The organism is Bacillus clarus (assembly GCF_000746925.1).
GTDB lineage: Bacteria > Bacillota > Bacilli > Bacillales > Bacillaceae_G > Bacillus_A > Bacillus_A clarus.
The window spans coordinates 4,158,040-4,177,905 of sequence record NZ_JMQC01000008.1 but is presented as its reverse complement, the minus strand read 5'-3'; the positions used below and the strand labels follow the sequence as shown (position 1 = coordinate 4,177,905).

The following is a 19,866-nucleotide window of genomic DNA, read 5'->3' as shown; positions in this document are numbered from 1 at the left end:
CCTACTCTTACTGATAGTCCGCTAACGGTTTTATATAGGCTTTCACTTTTTCAAAATTTGATTGCTTCGGTACTGCATATACATGAGAATTCGTTTTAACCGCTGCCTCATATCCTTTTATTTTCATCCACCCTTTCCGCTTAAAAATATGGACTTCAAGCCATAATTCATTTGTACTAGCATTTGAAAATTTCTGAACGTTGGATTCCTCTTGCTGAGTCGGGATAGTTATCTTTCCAATTAACTCTTTAGGAATTTTGACAAAATATCCTTTTTCTATATTGACATATCTTTCTTCTATAGGCTTAATTCCCTCTTCACTCCACTGTACGTATCGTTCAAGGAGCGGACTCTCTCCATGTGACTTCTCTTCCCAACCTTTTGGACGTACGGTACGAACAAACTCAAGAATGCCATCTTCATTTATATCTTTACTCTCCACAACAAAATCATTTAATTGAGAATCTTCTCCTTCTATAGGTAGCGCTTCATAATGATCCCCATCAAATTTTGCTACATATGTTATGCCCGAATGAGCCCCAACTCCCGCATCAATTACAACTGCCTTTGTCATCTTAGAAATACGCCCAATCTGTATTCTTTGAATACTATTTATAAATGGATCAAATGAAACTTCAGACATAGTCTTAAATTTTTCTATGAATTCAACCTTCAATTGTTCATCTTTTTCATAAGTAACAACGCTTATATCATTAAGGCCATTTTTATTTAGATCTTCTATAAATAACTTCGTATACTTCCGACTATAAATCTCCCTCATATCATCATTTTCTTCCGAAAAAGCATACATAACATGTTCTAAGGATTCACGACTTACAGAGATTCCAATTAATAGTTCCCTCTTCCCATTCCCTGTAAAATCGCCCACTTCAACGATGTCTACTTCTTCTCCGTCAAATGTATGAGTGGATTGTATTTTCCACCCATTTCCGGTTTCCTCGTATATAGCTAAATATATGCTTTGATCTTCATTCGGTAATTTATAGAATACTATCACTTCTTTTTTATTATCTCGTTTAAAATCCATTGACCAGATCATCTGTTTATCTTTATTAGACATTGGAGTAAGCAACCGATAATTAACAGGCAAATCTTTATCTATTTGCTCTTTTAATTCATTTATCCACTTTTCATTTGTAGGAGCCCCCATTAAATTTGTCGGAGCTTCAGACATTTTACATCCAGTCAATATAAAGACGATTCCCATAATGCTTATCCATTTCCGCATATGATATCTTTCCTTACCACAAATTTTAAGTATTTCCCCTTTTTTTCTTCTTCAATATTCTCATACATATGAGTATAATTTTTCTAAAATAAAAAATCGTTACAGAAAAGTTACAAATACATTTCCATAAAAAAAGATTGGCGGAGGCCAATCTTTTTTATACTATTCATTTCGAACTGCCTTTGGTGTAACACCTAAATGCTCATTTAACTTATTCGAAATATCTTTCACATTTTTTTCATTTGGAATGTAGTAATAAATACCACCGATACGCTTATCTGTACCTTCTATTTGCATTTTTTCCATTTGTAAATCTGACCCTGCCATATTTTTCGTAATAGCAAGCATATCATCAAATGTTAAGTTTGTTTTCATATTCTTATCAACTGCGTCAAGTAATGAGCCCATTTTACTAATAGATTGAACAGACATTGCCTTTTTCGCAATTGCTTCAATTACAAGCTGCTGTCTTTGACCACGCATCGCATCGCTATCAATTTTACGTGTTCTTGCTAATGCAAGTGCTTGTTCTCCGTTTAAATGTTGATAACCTTTTTCTAAATGAACCATACCTGCTTGATCTTTACTATCTTGTTCTGTAAATGTAACCGGTACATCTATATCAATACCACCAAGTGAATCTACAATTTGTACAAAAGATTCGAAGTTAAATTTAACATAATAATCAACTGGTACATTTAAAAACCTTTCCACTGTATCTCTTGTGCTTTCAACACCACCGAATACATGTGCATGTGTAATCTTATCTAATTTCTTTCTAGTTGGAATATATACGCGAGAATCACGCGGAATACTTACTAATTTAACAGATTTATCATCTTTATTAATTGTCGCTAATAAAAGCGCATCTGTCCGAACCGCTTCACCATATTGACTTTTTCTCATTTCACTTCCGTCTACACCCATGATTAAAATCGAAATATTATCCTTTAATGGTTCAACTTCTTTATCACGTTTTGCTGACTTATCAATTTTTGCATACGCATCACTTACAACAGCTTTCGCTTTATTATATATAAATGACCCATATCCCACTCCTCCAAAAATAAGCAGGAAAAATGGAATCAAAATGAACCATTTGATTGATTTTCTTTTAGAACGTTTCTTATTACTTCTCGCATTTTGTTCTAATTCAGAGCTCATGTTCATTCTCCTCTCTTTCTCTTTTCCTAGTATACTGCATGTCTATGAATCTTCATATTGAATTTCATTTCAATCACCTTACATTTTTGTAAGGTTACTTTCCAAACCCAATATGTATTTCATTTCACATTATACTCCCGTGCTTATTTTTGACAAGTCACTAACTATCATTTCCGAAATTTAACATATAAATATGTGACCGATTACATAATTTTATTAATTATTTTCATTTGGTGTATAGGTTTTTTTCTTCCCATCGTAATAAATTAAAGCTGACTTTGCTTTTATTTTTGTCTTTTCTATTTCTGTATCATGATCAGAAAAATTCACAATAATTTTCACGTTTTTTCCATAAGAAGCAGATTGTACAAGTTTATCCTCTGATAAATAAGCGAAATCCGTCATTTCTTCTTTTACTGCTTTTTCATGAACAGCACTCCAAATTTTTACATGTTGCGTTATTTCTTTTTTATGCTTATTCCATTCTACCTCGTCTAAATGGTATAGTGGAGGAACATTATACAATAGCTCATATAGCATACGACTTCCAACCTCATTTTTCACTTTTAAGCTTCCCCATTCCCAATGGTGAGTTGTAATAACCGAATCATTGTATACTAATTTGTATAGTGGCACAGAATACATTGGATTTAAATAAATCTGTTTGTATTCTTCTTTTAGCGGTACTTGCTTTGCATATTTTTCTGGGACATTCTGATCCGGTGACCAATACCCTCCGACATAATACGGACTCGTTTTATTTTTTCTCATATCTTCATCATCCCATTTAATAACAGGAGTTTCGATTCCATGCGCAAATGCAATTGTTGTACTTGCAAAATCATTGCCGCCTTCAGAACCAATTACCATACCTTTTTCTTTCGCGATATAATCCATTCGTTTTAAGCGTGCTTTTAAATCTTGTTCTTGTGTTGTTATATGTTTAGATGAATAATCATCATAAATTTCTCCTGTCGCATCACAATCAATAAACCATGAGTTATATTTAGGTCCATTTTGTAATATATCGCTAACACGTTCTTCTACGCTCGGCATAGCTAGCACCGGGTTTAGTTTACGACCTCTTCCTAAAAACCCTTGAATTTTTTCACCATTTTTCTTTGATACAGTTGCTTCTTCATATAATGAAGGATCTTTAAAAGAAGCTGTATTCCAATTTTTATCGCCTTTTTCATGTATAGAATGATATGAATCATATGGACCAACTAAATATCCCATTTTCTCAGCTTTCGTTACAAATTCAGGTTGCATGAACCCTTGTTCCCAGTTTGGAAGTCCTACCCATGCATGATCAATGCCAGCCTCTTTCATTTCTTTTAAAATATTCGTTCCGTCCACGCTACCCCATTTATTTACATCCTCAACTGCATCACCTAGTACAGACTTTAATAAATGCTTATTCAAGCTATACAGTTCTTCCGTGGTTAAACGATCGATACCTTTTTTTAACAATGCACTCGCTTCTTTATCAATATTTGAAAAAATATCTTCCTTATAAAATTCTTTCATAGACAACACTTCGTTTATATAACGTAAAACAACGTTTTTTTGATACTTATCGATAAAATCTTGTTTATTTACTTGATCAAATACATTTAGCTCTCCAGGCTCTTTACTGTATTTCTGAATCAATTCTTTCATCCATCCAAACAAGGGACTATTCATGTGCTCTCTTAACTTCGGCCAATTCACATTGCTATCAGATAAAGCACTTTGATTCCAAAAATAAAAATGTGCTGCCCCATAAAGTTTTTCAATTTCTTTATTTTGTTTTGCCTTTTCTTGCAATGTTTTAAATTCACCTTTTTCAACAATGTTGCTTTTGTATAGCTTAGCAATACTTACTACATCATTATTTGTCACATATAATTGAAATCCATATGTTTTATTTTTATTAATACTCGGGAATTCATGTATAAAATCAAATCCTATTTTTGGGTCCGAGTGAAATTTCACTTCATTATTAAACATATTATTCGCAATATATACAATGGAATATTTCGAACCGTTTAATGCAAAGAACTTCATCGCGAACGTTTCAGCAAATGTATATGAATCATCTTTCAAAAATCTCTTCCAATTTTCATCATTACTTGGGATTTGTTTACCTTCCCATAACGGAAGTGTATAATTCTCAGCTTGTACTTTTGGCCATGTAAAGCTTTCTGCGCCCGTTGATTCTACTTCAATATTCAAGTGATCTCTTTTCTTCTCTAAGTTTACTTTTACCTTTTGATCAGGATACTCCCAAGATGTGCGACCTTTATCTTTTTTTAAGTTCGACACCTTCATTTTTGGCAAAGGCTTCGATGCTGCCTCTTTTACACCATCATGTTCTACCGTTAACGCAAACGTTTCCGGATTTACATCATACGTAAAATCTTTATACGTCGCTTCCTTTATTTCAGACTCTTGTAAAACCTTGTTACCTTTTACATCACAACTGGCTAAAGCCGTAATTGACATTGTTGTAAGAAGACATATCGCCATCATTCTTTTCATGTTCTGCACCTCCATCAATGAATATACAGATGCTTTGTTACAGGAATGTGGCAAAAAATAATAGAGCTAGCCTAGTGCTAACTCTATTTATAATTCAATATGTTCTTCCTTTTTCACAACAATACCTTCATGATCAATTTCAAGTTCACATACCTTCATAGCTGGAAATACTTTCGCTAATTGCTCAGCAATTTCTTGGCGCTCCTCATGCGGAGTTAAAATAAAAATAGATGGTCCCGCACCACTCAGCGCTGTTCCATAAGCCCCGAATTCTTTCGCACATTTACGAATAGATGGTAATAAAGGAACAAGTTCTAAACGATACGGTTCATGAAAATGATCTCTTTCCATCATTTCTCCTACAACTTCCCACTTCTTTTGGCATAATGCCGCTACTAATACGTTACTTATCGCACTAGCCTTAACAGCCTCATGAAACGGAAACGTCTTTGGTAATACGGATCGACTTTCATCCGTATTTAGCTCTTCATTCGGAATAAGGGAGATCACTCCTAGTTCCTTACTTTCAATCCTTACAACTGAAACATGTCTTCCATCCATTGCCCCTATTACGGTTCCACCTAAAATAGAAGCAGCAACATTATCTGGATGTCCTTCAAAATTTGTAGCAATTTGAACTTTTTGCTCTGTAGTTAAATGTAAGTCCCCAAGTTGATTCGCGAGCTCTATTCCAGTTACAATCGCTGATGCACTACTTCCTAATCCTCTTGTAAGTGGAATATTACTAGTAACTTCTATTATATAGGGAGATAAAGAAGGGCATACTTTACGTGCAGTGCTAACAATTAAATTTTTATCATCATTTGGAATTGAATCGTCAAACGAATGTATAACATGCCACTTATCTGATTTCTCTTTAACTATCACCTCTAGATATAGTGACAAAGCTATACCAACCGAATCAAAACCAGGTCCAACGTTTGCCGTACTAGCTGGGACACGAATTTTGAACGGAATCACGAAACAATCCCCCCTTTAATGTGCTCCTTAATTTTTTCTATATCATTTGAGACACTTGCAATTTCTAGCTTATTAGAAGAAATTGCAATATCAGGGTCTTTCAAACCATTTCCTGTTAATACTGCAACAACTGTTTCTCCTTTTTTGATTTTCCCTAATTGAACATGTTTGATTACACCTGCTAATGAAGCATTTGATCCAGGTTCCGCGAAAACCCCTTCTGTTTTTGCTAATAGTTGATAAGCATTTAAGATCTCTTCATCCGATACCATATCAATTTCACCTTTTGATTGCTCAGCAGCTTCTACAGCATAAGACCAGCTTGCTGGGTTACCGATACGAATCGCCGTTGCGATTGTTTCCGGCGCCTCAATCACATGCCCTTTTACAATTGCAGCTGCTCCCTCCGCTTCAAAACCGTGAATTCTTGGCTTCTTATAGCCTTTTTCTTTCCCATATTCACAGAAACCTTTCCAATATGCTGTAATATTCCCTGCATTCCCAACAGGAATAGCAAGAACATCCGGAGCGCCTTGCAATTGGTCACAAATTTCAAATGCCGCTGTTTTTTGACCTTCAATTCGATACGGATTCACTGAGTTGACTAATGTAATCGGTTCTTCCGCTGCAATCTTTCTTACAGCTCGAAGCGCATCATCAAAGTTCCCTTCAATTGAAATAATTTCTGCTCCATACGCAACTGCTTGCGCTAATTTTCCATGAGCAATTTTCCCTTCAGGTATCACAATAATACATTTCATTCCGAGACGTGCCGCATATGCTGCTGCCGATGCCGATGTATTACCTGTTGAAGCACAAATAATTGCCTCAGAACCTTCTTCTTTCGCCTTAGCAACTGCCATTACCATACCTCGATCTTTAAATGAACCTGTTGGATTAGCCCCCTCATACTTTCCATATAAATGAATCCCTAATTGTTTAGAAATATTTAAAAGTGGAATAAGTGGTGTATTCCCTTCCATTAAACTTACATCTGGTGTGTTTTCATTCATCGGTAAATAAGAAGCATATTGTTTTAATAGTCCTTTATACATATTGTTTTTCCTCCTCAATACTGTAGTAACTTTTTATTTCACTTGCGATATCGTCTATCGCTCTTAATACTTGTTCAAATTGATATTTTGAAGTTTGATGTGTCACAATAACGACTTCTGCAAGTTCTCTATTCAGCGGTAATTGAATCACCTCTTGTAAACTTACAGAACAATTAGCGAAACATTCTGTTATTTTTTGCAACATTCCGGGTTCATCACTTAATGAAATACGTAAAAAGTATTTAGAAACTACTTCCTCATCTTCTTTTAATTGATATGGCTCTGGCTCTTTTAATACACTTTTATGTTTGGGCACTTGATTCATATTTTTAACAACCGAAATAATATCACTAACTACTGCAGACCCAGTAGGCAACTTCCCAGCTCCCGGTCCATAAAACATTACTTCTCCTACCGCTTGACCGTGAACATAAACTGCATTAAATTCATTATTTACACTAGATAAAGGATGGTGACTCGGCAATAAAGTTGGTGCTACACTTAAATGAATTGCAGACCCTTGTTTCTCTGCCTTTCCAATCAGTTTCATAGTAAACCCTAATTTTTCGGCCATTTCTAAATCTTCTTTTTCTACCTTTCGAATACCTCTAACTTGAACATCCTCTAAAGAAACATTCATTGAAAAACCTAGATTAGCAAGAATAGCTACCTTTCTTGCAGCATCCAGTCCATCTACATCTGCTGTTGGGTCTGATTCTGCAAAACCTAACTGTTGTGCCTCTTGTAATGCTTTTTCATATGACCAACCATTTTGACTCATTTTTGTTAACATATAATTTGTTGTTCCATTTACGATCCCCATTATTTTTTCAATTTGATCCGAAGCTAGACCATCTGCTAATCCCCTTAATACCGGAATCCCGCCCGCTACACTTGCTTCATAAAATAAATCACAATTATTTTCATTTGCCAATTGTAAAAGCTCAGATCCATATACAGCCATTAAATCTTTATTTGCAGTTACGACATGCTTCTTATTTTTCAAAGCCTTTATGATATTTTGCTTCGTTTCTTCAATTCCACCCATCACCTCTACTACAATATCGATATCCGAATCATTTAGAACTTCCTCTACACTACTTGTTATCACAATTCCATCAACACAAACATCTCGGTCTTTCTCTAAATCACGCACAGCTACTGTCTTTACTTTCACTTCACATCCTGTATCAAGAGCTATTTTTTTATAATGATCCTTTAAAATTTGAACGACACCACTTCCAACAGTACCTAAACCTAATACACCGACATAGATCATTTTATTCATTTTTAATCTCCTCCTAATATTTACTTGTTCTCTATGTGAATCACCTTGCTCTGCCATTTATTCATGCAAGTGGTGGTTATTTCCATACGTACTAATCGTTTCATGTTACAGCACCTCCCTTCAAAGTAATAAAAAAACACACTCATCCCTAGTAAAGGGACGAATGTGTTTTCGTGGTTCCACCCTTGTTCCAATCTGTTCACTTTCTCTCCCAGATTGCTCAAGTTCAGATAACGGCTGATACCGTCAATAATTACTAGATTACTCGTTCACTATTGAAGTTCAAAGGTGGTAAGATCATTTCTCGTGTTAGGAAGCTCACAGCCTTTGGCTTCCCTCTCTGCAAACCGTAAAAATTATCTCATGTCCTTATCGTTACTTTTTCGTTCATGTTTATTTGTTAATTCATTATACTCGCATAAAAAACAAAATCAATATATTTTTTGATTATTTTAAATTTTCAATCTAATATCCCATAAAAAAACACACTCATCCCTAGTAAAGGGACGAATGTGTTTTCGTGGTTCCACCCTTGTTCCAATCTGTTCACTTTCTCTCCCAGATTGCTCAAGTTCAGATAACGGCTGATACCGTCAATAATTACTAGATTACTCGTTCACTATTGAAGTTCAAAGGTGGTAAGATCATTTCTCGTGTTAGGAAGCTCACAGCCTTTGGCTTCCCTCTCTGCAAACCGTAAAAATTATCTCATGTCCTTATCGTTACTTTTTCGTTCATGTCTATTTGTTAATTTATTATAGTTATGAAAATTTTAAAAAGCAAGCCTATTTTTATAAAATATAGAAAAGTTAATTTATTATCATATTTTACAATAACAAATTAACTAAAAAAGAATTTTCCCCTTCTCGTTCACATACCCATTTACAAAACTAGCATTTTACATATTAAAATACAGTTTCTCCAATAAGGAGAATTTTCTTTTATCTGTTTTCCAAAACTATATTTATAAAATAGTAACACCAACTTTTTAATACAGCCTTTTCGTATAACTTTCTTCTAAAGAACGTGCAACTTCTTCTTCTGAAGCATTCACTTTCGCATGCTCCATTAACATTTTTGCTGCTGAAGGTAGCTCTTTTTTATCTAACCATGATTCAGAATCCCACATTTTTGAACGTATAAAAGCTTTTGCACAATGAACGTAACATTCTTCTACTTCAACGACAATTCCAAGTAAAGGAGTACGTCCATTCGCCTGCATTTCTTTTAAAATTCCCTCGTCTTTTGTAATACTTGCTCGACCATTTATTCGCAATGACTCTCCAAGACCTGGAATAAAGAAAATTAGCCCTACTCGTGGATTAGAAATAATATTTAAAATAGAGTCTATACGACGATTGCCCGGCCTTTCTGGAATAATAATTTTATTCTTATTAAGAACATATACAAATCCAGGTGCGTCTCCTCTCGGTGAAGCGTCACACTCTCCAAATTTATTCGCAGTAGCTAATACTAGAAAAGGAGATTTAGACAGAAAATCTAAGCAATGATGGTCAAGTGATGAAATAACTTTTTTCAAAGCTCGTTCACTTGGTTTCCCTAATATTTGAAGTAATTCCTCCTCAGTTGAAATAAACGATTTTACTTCTTTATTTTCTTTACTCTCCACATACATCACCCTTTTTCTTTATTTTTCCAAAATTCAATACAAATATTGTATAATAAAATTTGCAGAAAGGGGAATTAAAATGGCAGAATGGTTAACGATATTCGATATAGACGGAAATACAATCGGAAAGAAACTGCGTGATGGAGTACATCGCGACGGCGATTGGCATGAAACATTTCATTGCTGGTTTGTGGAAAAAGATGATGAAGATATGTTTTTATATTTTCAATTACGCTCTAAAAATAAAAAGGAGGCTCCGGGTATATGGGATATTACATCTGCCGGACACATTATGCATGATGAAAATGTACAAATTGGCGGCCTTCGTGAAATTGAAGAAGAACTGGGGCTTTCCTTTCAAACTACTGATTTAGCATACAAAGGAATCTTTAAAATAGATTATGAAATTTCACACCTTATTGATCGTGAGTTTTGTCATATGTATTTTCACAATGTAATAAAACCACTTCCATTTGCACCGGGTGAAGAAGTAGATGATGTGATGAAAGTACATGCAACTTCTTTTCTACAACTATTAAAAAGAGATATCCCATCTATAACAGCTGTTTCTACTTTAAACAGTACACCGATAACAATAACATTTGAAGATATCTATCCATATGATCTTGAATACTATGAATTTGTTATAAAAAATGGACAAGATTTAGTAAAAAATAATAGTTAATCAATGCAAATTGACTCCTAGCTTGTATTGCTCAGGAGTCAATTTCATCTGTACATATACTTATCCTTCTTCAATTGCTCTCAATCTCTTTTCTACTTTGATAAATAAGTGAACAAATAATAATAACATGACACTTATAATTGCTATGATCGTATGAGGGCATCTAAACAATATACTAATAACACTTCCTATTACTATCATGAAAAATCTATTTTGTTTCATCACTTCTGCGCTATATTGATTACCAGTACCACATAATTCTTTATTTTTCATAGATCGTTTCATCCGGTAACCATATGCTGCATTTATATCTGTAGGTGGATTCTTTCGATGTATAAGCGCAGAAAGTATAAATATAATACCAATTAAAACACTTATTCCTATATTCACAAGTGCATATATCATCCTATTCCCTCCTTACATTCACTTTCATTATATAATACACCCCTATATTTCCCAATCGTTAATACGTTTACTTTCTCTCTTTTGATGTATCGAACATACTTGAAAGCGTTACAAAACGGGCACCTTTCATCTTTAATTCAGGAATAATTCGGTCTAGCGCATCTACAGATCCTTGCAAATGACCACCCGGAGTAGAGTGTTGAAGTATAACACTACCTGGAAATGCATTTCCTAACACATGATTTGTAATTTTCTCCGCACTTACTCCTTTCCAGTCAACAGTATCAACACTCCACTGTACGATCATAAAATCCTGTTCTGTTGCCCATTTCAATTGATTTTCAAGTATTTCCCCATAGGGTGGTCGTATAAATTTAGGCGCATAACCGATCAATCGTTTTAAAATTTCTTCCGTTCTTGCGATTTGATTACGGTATTCATCCTCATTCACTTTCGCTAAATTCGGATGATTATACGTATGATTTCCAATAACGTGCCCTTCATTTGCGATGCGTTTTACTACGTTAGGATATCTTTCTGCATTTTCACCGAGAAGGAAAAAAGTAGCTTTCAAATTGTGCTTCTTTAACTTATCTAATATTTGTGGAGTAAATACGAGATCCGGCCCATCGTCAAATGTAAGCGCGACTTCCGCTTTATTATAAGGACCGGAGAATGCATAAGCATACTTTTCAACCCATGAAAAAGGTGTCCAAGACCCTCTATCTTCTCCCTTAGTTTGAACTTGGTTATTAATAGGGGCATGCAATGCATAAGGTATTGTATAAAAATAACTCTCATAATATGGCACATTTACATACGACATGTAAACATCTCTATACAAAGAAGTATTCAATTGAAAAGGACTCGTCATTTCGAATGGATATAAATAATACATGATTAAAAACCTCCCTAAAATTTCATATGTGATTTATCCACACTTTGTTAGGGAAATTCTTATTCATGAACAAAAATAAGACTGTCCGTGATTAGGACAGTCTTACTGCTTTATACAATTAATAAATCGATGTACTATCTTTCGGTAAAGCTTTCACATGTTTTAAATAAGTCGTCACTCTGTCATCTTCGCCTTGCGGGTATTGATATTCATAAGTGTTAGCAATCTCATTCGCTATTTTCCTAAACAAATTACACATTACAAAACATGAATCCCAAATGTTTTCATATTCTGCATTGCAAAATGTCTCTCTATATTGCTCCCATATATCTTTTTCAAGATATTGCTCGAAATGCTTCCCAAACTTTCCAGCATTGACTATATAATTCGTTTTTATCCCAATATGCCATTCTAGCATTACGATTAACATATCTCGCACAGGGCCTTCCAGCATTCCTTTTACGTAAGAAAGCTCTTCTCTCCATAACCCTTTCGCTACATTTGTACTGCACCACCAAAATTCATTGCAGCAATCCGAAAACTCTTTCGCTGTGGGCTTCTTTATAAGGTAATCCGCATCACTTACTGGTGGAAGCTCTCCAATACATTTGTCTTTATCAAGAAGAAGCTTACTTAAACTATCTTTTCCAATAAAGTCATTTATTAATTCAATTGGAACTAGTGTCAAATCAATCCGATTTCCATCCATAAACTGCATTAAATACGGAAACTTTCCATCTTCTTCAGCTGGAACTAAAGACATTTCTTCCGGCATTTGCACAATCATTATTTCTCCAAATCTTTTAATCCAATTATGATTAGACGTAAATGACTGTATTTCTTTTACAACATAAATAATATCATAGTCTTGAAAACAATCTTTTTTCACATTCGGATTCACACGTGATCCATTCATAATGACAGCTCGAATTCTTTCATCTTCTTTTGCTGTATCTATAATTAAATCCATCATTTCTTTTTCGCTTCTCATCTGTTTTACAACCTCCACATTTGAATTTCAAAATATACTTTTATATATTTTGGAGGTCCACGTTCTAAATATGTTATACACCATACACGTTATAATTTTTGAAACATCTTTTTCATTTTCTCTCCTCCTATTTTTTCATATCTATTCGTCTAAAACGTTCACATACAAGTAACATATCTTCGGAAAATTCATGGCCCATTTCATTCAATTTACTTCTGAAATATTTTTCATGAATCTCTTTCCAATTTTTATAACTTCCGTCTCCTTCGGCAATCGCGAATTCTTCTGTAATTTCATTCATAGGTACTATCGTTACTTCCGTCGTTTTAACGATTGCTACTGGATTATCATCTTGATCCAAAATAACACCATAGTCCTCTGTAGTTGGTAACGGTATATTCTCTAATTCATATAAAAGATATGCAGAACAAGTTGCTGTTTTCGTTCCTTCAACTACTTGCTGCGCTAAACGATTAGGGGTATCACCAAATTTCCATGTACTCACTGACTTTGGCACCTCTTCGCCTTTCCAATACCCTTCCCAATATTGTTGTGCTGCTTCGTTCATTATCTCCCGCTCACTCCCTTAAAATCTACTATATGTATAATAGACTTTCAAACCTTATCACTCTTTAACAACTGCTATTACAAATCCATCGTACCCTTTACTCCCTACAGTTTGAAGCGCTGTTGCACTGACACGTGGTTCAGTTGCTATTAATTCGTAGAATCGGCGTATCCCATGTACACGAGAATCATCACTTGAAGCATCAATAACTTCCCCTTCTCGTACTACATTATCTCTAATAATAACAGTACCAGGGCGTGATAGTTTCAGTGCCCATTCAAAATAAGTAGGGTTATTTTGTTTATCTGCATCTATGAAAATAAAATCAAATGGCTCATACTTCTCATTTTCTATTTACTGCTAATGCTAATCCGGTTCGTATTTCAATCCTATCACTCAAATTAGCTCGTTCAATATTACTGCAGGCAATTTCAGCATGTTTTTCACTTGCTTCCAATATAACAACACGGCCTCCTACAGATAATACTCTCGCAAGCCATATTGTGCTATATCCACCTAGAGTACCAATTTCTAAAATATTGCGAGCTCCTTGAATTTACACTAATAATTGCAAAAACTTACCTTGAGTCGGCGACACATCACGCGCTGGTAAATTACTTGCTGCATTTGTTTGAAGGACTTCTTCCAGTGTAGAATCTTTTGGTATTAATAAACCACTCATATATTGATCAACAGCTGTCCATTTATCAATACTACTCATGCAAATACCATTCCCTTCAGACTTTATCTTTCATTCTTCAAAACTCCCTTGTTCATTATACAAAAAATTCAAATCTTAATAAAATATAATCTATTCACTATATATTTCGTTCCTACAGATTAAGAAGAACAAAGAGAGATACAATATGAATGAACCCGTATTTATTTTAATAACCGTGATTTTAAGTATTTTAGTAATAACTACATTAAGTTTGACCGTAGTATTTTCCTATTTTAAAGAAAAATAGAAGCTTAATTTTCGTCCAATTCCATTCTTATGGTTATTAAAAATAGAAAAAGGATATCCACTCCATTATAGAATAGATATCCCATCTTTATTTCACATTCATTTTATGGATTGCTGTTCTTACGGATTAGTAGACCAAAGTCCAGCAGATTTAATAAATATACGTTTATTTAATTTCAGCTGCGCTACGATAAATTCTGCAATATCTTCTGCTTGCATAACTTTATCAGGATTACCATCAGTTAACCCTAAATCTACAGCCATATCTGTTGCTACCGTACTTGGTGTTAAAGCTGTTACACGAATGTTATGTTTACGAACTTCCATCGCTAACGATTCTGTTAAGCCAAGAACACCAAATTTAGAAGCGCTATATGCACTTGTTACAGGCGCACCCTTTTGTCCTGCTGTAGATGAAATATTAATGATATCACCAGATTGTTGTTCAATCATGCTTGGTAAAGCTGCACGAGTTGCATAGTATACACCCATTAAGTTTACTTGGATAATTTTTTCCCAATCAGCAACGTCTAATTCTAAAAACTTACCAAACTTAGAAATACCAGCGTTATTAATTAAAATATCGATAGATCCTAGACCATTTTTTAACGTTTCAATCGCAGTAGTAACCTCTTCATACGAAGATACATCGGCAGTTGCAATAACAGCTTTTACGCCTTCTGCTTCTACTTCTTTCGCAACTGCTTTTAAATTTTCTTCCGAACGTGCTAAAAGGCCAACATTTACGCCTTCTTTAGCCAATGCAATCGCTACAGCGCGACCAATCCCTCTACCTGCTCCTGTAATTAAAGCATTTTTTCCTTGTAATAATTCTGCCAAGTATAACACTCCTTACTCTTCTCAGTTGTTCATTTATATGAAAAGTGTATCTATATTTATATAAAAACGCAATGATGCACTTTCATGTGCCTAGGTTACTTATAAGTAACTATAGAAAATTCACAATAAAAAACTCCCGCATATATCATTACTACGGTAAAATAAAGGGAGATTCTTCATAGGAGAGTGTATGAGTATGAAAAAAAGAAAATGGTTCTTATCACTTATTGTAATCGGACTATGCATAATATTATTGGGGATATATCTTTCATATGGTAACCCTCTAAATTATAAGGCAATAGAAAAAGACACGGCCGATTACCTCCAAAACACAAAAAATTATAAACAAGAAGATATACAAAGTATAACTGGAGAATATACTCCGCTTTATAATACCAGCTATTATACAAAGGTAGTGTTTAAAGATGAACCATATTTTACATACTTTTATAAATACGATGAAAATAAAATAATAATACAAGACACTAGTATTTTAGGGAAACACACTGAATCATTTGAAAATCTTAATTTAAATTGGGCGCTTTTCGACCAATTAGTAGATGGCATTCATGAAAACTTAAAAGAAAGAGGATTGAGTGAGAAAAAAGATTATTCTATACGATACATTCAATTTATTGATGTAGATGATGATAAAAATGGTGCAGGAGCTTTCGTAGATTTTGAGAAAGATAAAGAATCCCATTACGTATACCGTATGAATAATGAAGGAAAAGCTTATCAATACAGTTGCAAAAATGGTAAAGGCACTTTTAAAGAATAATTAAAAGGGGAAGACATTTTGTCCCCCATTTGCTATCTCCCGCCGTCTTAAATCGGGATACGCACAATAAATGCTGCCCCCTTCCCTTCCGCACTCTCTACCTTTATTTCCCCTTTATGAAGATCAATTACTTTTTTTACAATGGCTAGCCCTAAGCCACTCCCTCCATGGGTACGATTCCGCGAAGAATCAGCTTTGTAAAAACGTTCGAATATATGCTGTTTTTGTTCTTGCGAAATACCGATACCAGTATCACAAATTCGCACTTCTGCTCGCTCATCATTTTGCTTTAATATAACTGTAATTGCTCCACCATTTGGAGTGAATTTAATACTATTATGAATTAAATTAATCCACACTTGGTTCATACTTTCTTGATCTGCGGTAATAAACACCTTATCCAACTCAAGTTCTAACTCAAGTTCCTTTTCACTCCAAAGTGGCTCGCTATTTAATACAATTCGTTTCAATTGTTGATCTAACCTATACGTCTCCCTCACCGGTGAATACTCTTCCGACTCTAAAAGCGTTAACTTCAATAAATTTTGACTTAGCTTCGATAATCTTGTTGTTTCGGTTTCAATGATCGTGAGATAGTGCTTCCTTTTTTCATCTGAAAGCGTATCTTCTTGTAACGCTCGAGCAAACCCTTTTATAGACGTTAATGGTGACTGTATTTCATGAGAAACATTTGATACAAAATCTTGCCTCATTCTCTCCATTGCATTAAGCTCATCTGTCATATCATTAATACTTTTTACAAGTACACCAATTTCTCCATCATACTGTTCCTCATTCCTTATTTTTACGGAGAAATCGCCTTTTGCAATTTTTTGTATCGGTTCAATTATAGTCCTAATCATTGCTTCTCGCCTTGGCCTCATTAAAACTCCTATTAATATCCAAATAAGAACAATAAATAAAAAACCAACCATATCACTAATTAGAAACGTAACAAAAGGCGATACTTTTATTTCAAGAGCTTTTATTACACTAGACGCTACAAAAAATGCTATAGACCAAATTATAGTGAGAAAAGAAAAGAGAGCAATTATTGCTCCTATTACTTTCAAAATCTTACTCTTACTCATTCGTTCTCTTTTTCTCATTTACTTACCTCTAGGCGATACCCTAAGCCTCTAATCGTTTTAATACTAAACTTCGATCGTTCTTCTTGAAACTTTTCGCGCAAACGATTAATATGAACGTCTAGTGTGCGTTCATTTCCTTCAAAATCATATCCCCATACATCTTCAATTAATTGCTCTCTTGAACAAGTTCTTCCAGCTTTAGATCCTAATGTAAAGAGTAATTCAAATTCTTTTAGCGGCAGCGGCACCGTTCGTTCTCCAACTGTAACTTCAAACGTTTTACGATTTAACAATACGTTTCCAACTTGAATAGATTGCGAAACTGTAATTTGGTAACGTTTCAATAATGCCTTAACTCGCACAACTAATTCTAAAGGATCAAAAGGTTTTACAAGATAATCATCTGTCCCGAGGTGAAAACCTTTTACTTTTTGAGATGTTTCCCCTTTAGCAGTCAGCATAAGAATCGGGATATCATAGTATTTTCTTAATTCATAACATAAATCAAATCCATCCATATTCGGCATCATAATATCAAGGATTGCCATATCAACTTTCACTTCTTCTATTTTGCGAAGAGCATCAACTCCATCAACCGCCTCATACGTTTGAAACCCTTCTCGTTCTAAAAATACAGAAACAAGTTCTCTAATATGCGGGTCATCATCTACAATTAAAATTTTAGGTATCAAAGGAATCATCTCCTTTCTGCTTAACATACTTTTTATCACTCTCTAAAATCAACAATCAGTGAAGTACTACACCCTCCACTAATCATTTTCATTCTATAGTGCGCCCTCTTTAATTTTCAACTGCTGTGTCGCAAATTCTCGGTACATATCATGAGAGCGTAACAGTTCATCGTGTGATCCACTTCCTGTAAGATTCCCTTTTTCAATAAAAATAATTTTGTCTGCATCTACAACAGTTGAAAGTCTATGCGCGATAACTAAAGTCGTTCTACCTTTCATTAAATTATTTAATGCTTTTTGAACCACCGATTCCGATTTACTATCAAGGCTTGAAGTTGCTTCATCTAACATAAGAATTTGCGGATTTCGAAGTAAAGCACGAGCAATTGCAATTCTCTGTCTTTGTCCTCCAGATAGCTTCACACCACGCTCCCCAACTTCCGTTGCATATCCGCTTGGTAAGTCATGAATAAACGCATCAACATATGCCATTGCTGCTACTCTTTCAATTTCTTCGTCAATTACTTCTCCTTCAACACCGTAGCAAATATTATCTCGAATTGTACCATCAATTAACGGACTGTCTTGTGAAACGTATCCAATTTGACGTCGCCATGACTGTAAGGAATATGTTGAAATCGGTTCTTCCCCTAACTTGATTACACCACTAGTTGGTTCATAAAACCTTTCTAATAATGAGAATAATGTTGTTTTACCACTACCACTCGGCCCTACAATTGCCGTCACTTTTCCTGACTCAATCGTGAAGTCAATATTCTTTAATATCTTTTCTTCCTCGTTATATTCAAAATCTACATTTTCAATTACAATCGGTTGTTTCGCATTCTTTACCTTCACACCTGTCACATGATCTTCTACTTCATATTCCAAGATTGTATTAATTCGTTCCGTTGCACCAATTGCCTTCTGAAACTGCGTAAAGAACATAGATAGCTGACTCATCGGCATTATAATTTGTACTAAATATAAAATAAACGCCACAAGCTCTCCTGTCGTCAATGCTCCACTAGAAACACGCATTCCACCATATCCTACGATAATAACAAGTAACGCCATTAAAACAAATGACATAACTGGTGAAATTAATGCTTGCACTTTTCCTTCTTTCAAACCAAACTGTAGTAACTTTTGAATACCTTTATTGCCATTTTCATATTCTCTCGTTTCTGTATTTGAAGATTTCACTAAACGGATTTCTGATAACACTTGCGTTAACACACTCGTAAAGGAAGCTGTTTCATCTTGAAGTGTTTTTGAAATTTTATACATTTTCCTTCCGAGCGGAACTAAAATCAAAACAGATAACGGAATAACCGTTAACAATAGAACTGTCATTTTCCAATCTAAAACAAATAATACAATTAACGATCCAACAATAGAAATACCACCTGTTAGCAAGTTTGACAAATGCTCTGAAATCAAAGTTTTAACAACACCTGTATCATTTGTCATACGACTAATTGTATCGCCTGTTCTATTTTGATCATAATAAGAAACCGGTAAAATAAGCACCTTTCCCCATAATCTTTCCCTAAGTCCCGCTACAATTTTTTGTCCAATGTAATTGAGTAAATAAATCGATAATCCTGCTGCAATTGTTTGAACAACAAAGAATACAACTAACCCAACAATTTGCCCCGTACTTATTGAAGACAGTGAAAAATTATCCACTAACCCTTTTGTTAACATTGGAATAAACAAACTCGCTCCCGTTGAAAACAAACTCATTATTAATGCAAAAACAAGAATACCTTTCGGAGGATTCGTGTCTTGAATAAGACGTAAAAATTGCCTCCAATTCCCCTTTTTCTTTTCTATATTTCTAACTTCCATTTTTGTTCATCTCCTTACTTCAAATCAAACGGCTATTTCTAAAACTAGAATACGATATGAATGTAAACTGAATGTAAACATTCATATCGTATTTTCGTTTTGTAAAAAAATACATAAAGGCTCATCTTTACAACAGATATAAACATCTGATATTATTACCTGGTACTTATTAAATATTTTTTATTAACCTATGAAAATTAATGT

Annotated in this window: 17 protein-coding genes, 1 pseudogene and 2 other annotated features; of the genes and pseudogenes, 2 read left to right on the top strand and 16 right to left on the bottom strand. The window is 34.4% G+C overall.

What is annotated here, in order from left to right; translation table 11 throughout:
* Positions 1-7 precede the first annotated feature (7 nt).
* From DJ93_RS22240 to DJ93_RS22210, 7 genes are all read right to left on the bottom strand, one after another.
* On the bottom strand, positions 8-1,249 hold the full coding sequence (locus tag DJ93_RS22240; RefSeq protein WP_042983274.1) for a VCBS repeat-containing protein: 1,242 nt from the start codon (positions 1,247-1,249) through the stop codon (positions 8-10).
* Between the two features lie 162 nt (positions 1,250-1,411).
* Positions 1,412-2,413, bottom strand: coding sequence for an LCP family protein (locus tag DJ93_RS22235; protein ID WP_042983272.1), 1,002 nt, complete (start codon positions 2,411-2,413; stop codon positions 1,412-1,414).
* 216 nt (positions 2,414-2,629) lie between these two features.
* Positions 2,630-4,936, bottom strand: coding sequence for a glycoside hydrolase (locus DJ93_RS22230; protein ID WP_042983271.1), 2,307 nt, complete (start codon positions 4,934-4,936; stop codon positions 2,630-2,632).
* A gap of 87 nt (positions 4,937-5,023) precedes the next feature.
* Complete coding sequence (gene thrB, locus DJ93_RS22225) at positions 5,024-5,917, bottom strand: homoserine kinase (protein ID WP_042983270.1); 894 nt, start codon at positions 5,915-5,917, stop codon at positions 5,024-5,026.
* Positions 5,914-6,972, bottom strand: a complete 1,059-nt coding sequence (gene thrC, locus DJ93_RS22220; protein WP_042983269.1) for a threonine synthase — start codon at positions 6,970-6,972, stop codon at positions 5,914-5,916. Before thrC ends, thrB begins: the two co-directional genes overlap by 4 nt.
* Positions 6,965-8,260, bottom strand: a complete 1,296-nt coding sequence (locus DJ93_RS22215) for a homoserine dehydrogenase (RefSeq protein ID WP_042983268.1) — start codon at positions 8,258-8,260, stop codon at positions 6,965-6,967. The genes thrC and DJ93_RS22215 overlap by 8 nt, the downstream gene beginning before the upstream one ends.
* A 152-nt stretch (positions 8,261-8,412) precedes the next feature.
* Positions 8,413-8,645: a binding site (T-box leader), on the bottom strand.
* Positions 8,646-8,759: 114 nt separating this feature from the next.
* Positions 8,760-8,992 (bottom strand) — a binding site (T-box leader).
* Positions 8,993-9,248: 256 nt separating this feature from the next.
* Positions 9,249-9,890 carry a pyridoxamine 5'-phosphate oxidase family protein gene (locus tag DJ93_RS22210; protein ID WP_241484309.1) on the bottom strand — a complete coding sequence of 214 codons (642 nt, stop codon included), beginning with the start codon at positions 9,888-9,890 and terminating at the stop codon, positions 9,249-9,251.
* A gap of 79 nt (positions 9,891-9,969) precedes the next feature.
* Between DJ93_RS22210 and DJ93_RS22205 the strand changes: the two genes are divergently transcribed.
* The gene (locus tag DJ93_RS22205) at positions 9,970-10,575 is read left to right on the top strand and encodes an NUDIX hydrolase (protein WP_042983266.1); all 606 of its coding nucleotides are present in this window, start codon (positions 9,970-9,972) and stop codon (positions 10,573-10,575) included.
* Positions 10,576-10,635: 60 nt separating this feature from the next.
* Here the strand turns inward: DJ93_RS22205 and DJ93_RS22200 are convergent, their stop codons facing one another.
* The 6 genes and pseudogenes from DJ93_RS22200 to DJ93_RS22175 all read right to left on the bottom strand — a co-directional run bounded on the left by DJ93_RS22200 (position 10,636) and on the right by DJ93_RS22175 (position 15,244).
* Positions 10,636-10,980: an SdpI family protein gene (locus DJ93_RS22200; RefSeq protein ID WP_042983265.1), complete on the bottom strand. Its 345-nt coding sequence runs from the start codon at positions 10,978-10,980 to the stop codon at positions 10,636-10,638.
* Positions 10,981-11,047: 67 nt separating this feature from the next.
* Positions 11,048-11,878, bottom strand: coding sequence for a peptidoglycan-N-acetylglucosamine deacetylase (locus DJ93_RS22195; protein ID WP_042983264.1), 831 nt, complete (start codon positions 11,876-11,878; stop codon positions 11,048-11,050).
* A gap of 118 nt (positions 11,879-11,996) precedes the next feature.
* Positions 11,997-12,869 carry an aminoglycoside 6-adenylyltransferase gene (locus DJ93_RS22190; RefSeq protein ID WP_042983263.1) on the bottom strand — a complete coding sequence of 291 codons (873 nt, stop codon included), beginning with the start codon at positions 12,867-12,869 and terminating at the stop codon, positions 11,997-11,999.
* 127 nt (positions 12,870-12,996) lie between these two features.
* Positions 12,997-13,437, bottom strand: coding sequence for an ASCH domain-containing protein (locus tag DJ93_RS22185; RefSeq protein ID WP_042983262.1), 441 nt, complete (start codon positions 13,435-13,437; stop codon positions 12,997-12,999).
* 57 nt (positions 13,438-13,494) lie between these two features.
* Positions 13,495-14,158: pseudogene (locus tag DJ93_RS32355) on the bottom strand (O-methyltransferase).
* A gap of 366 nt (positions 14,159-14,524) precedes the next feature.
* Positions 14,525-15,244, bottom strand: a complete 720-nt coding sequence (locus DJ93_RS22175; RefSeq protein WP_042983261.1) for a 3-ketoacyl-ACP reductase — start codon at positions 15,242-15,244, stop codon at positions 14,525-14,527.
* Between the two features lie 190 nt (positions 15,245-15,434).
* Here DJ93_RS22175 and DJ93_RS22170 point away from each other — a divergent pair, with 190 nt between their 5' ends.
* The gene (locus DJ93_RS22170) at positions 15,435-16,025 is read left to right on the top strand and encodes a DUF3139 domain-containing protein (protein ID WP_042983260.1); all 591 of its coding nucleotides are present in this window, start codon (positions 15,435-15,437) and stop codon (positions 16,023-16,025) included.
* Between the two features lie 47 nt (positions 16,026-16,072).
* Here DJ93_RS22170 and hitS read toward each other — a convergent pair whose 3' ends face one another.
* The 3 genes from hitS to DJ93_RS22155 form a co-directional block, all read right to left on the bottom strand.
* Positions 16,073-17,134 (bottom strand): envelope stress sensor histidine kinase HitS, encoded by a 1,062-nt coding sequence (gene hitS, locus DJ93_RS22165; protein ID WP_042983259.1) that lies wholly within the window; start codon positions 17,132-17,134, stop codon positions 16,073-16,075.
* Entirely contained in the window at positions 17,131-17,808 is a 678-nt protein-coding gene (gene hitR / locus DJ93_RS22160; protein ID WP_042983258.1) for an envelope stress response regulator transcription factor HitR, read from the bottom strand. The genes hitS and hitR overlap by 4 nt, the downstream gene beginning before the upstream one ends.
* 93 nt (positions 17,809-17,901) lie before the next feature.
* Complete coding sequence (locus DJ93_RS22155; protein ID WP_042983257.1) at positions 17,902-19,662, bottom strand: ABC transporter ATP-binding protein; 1,761 nt, start codon at positions 19,660-19,662, stop codon at positions 17,902-17,904.
* Between the last annotated feature and the right edge of the window lie 204 nt (positions 19,663-19,866).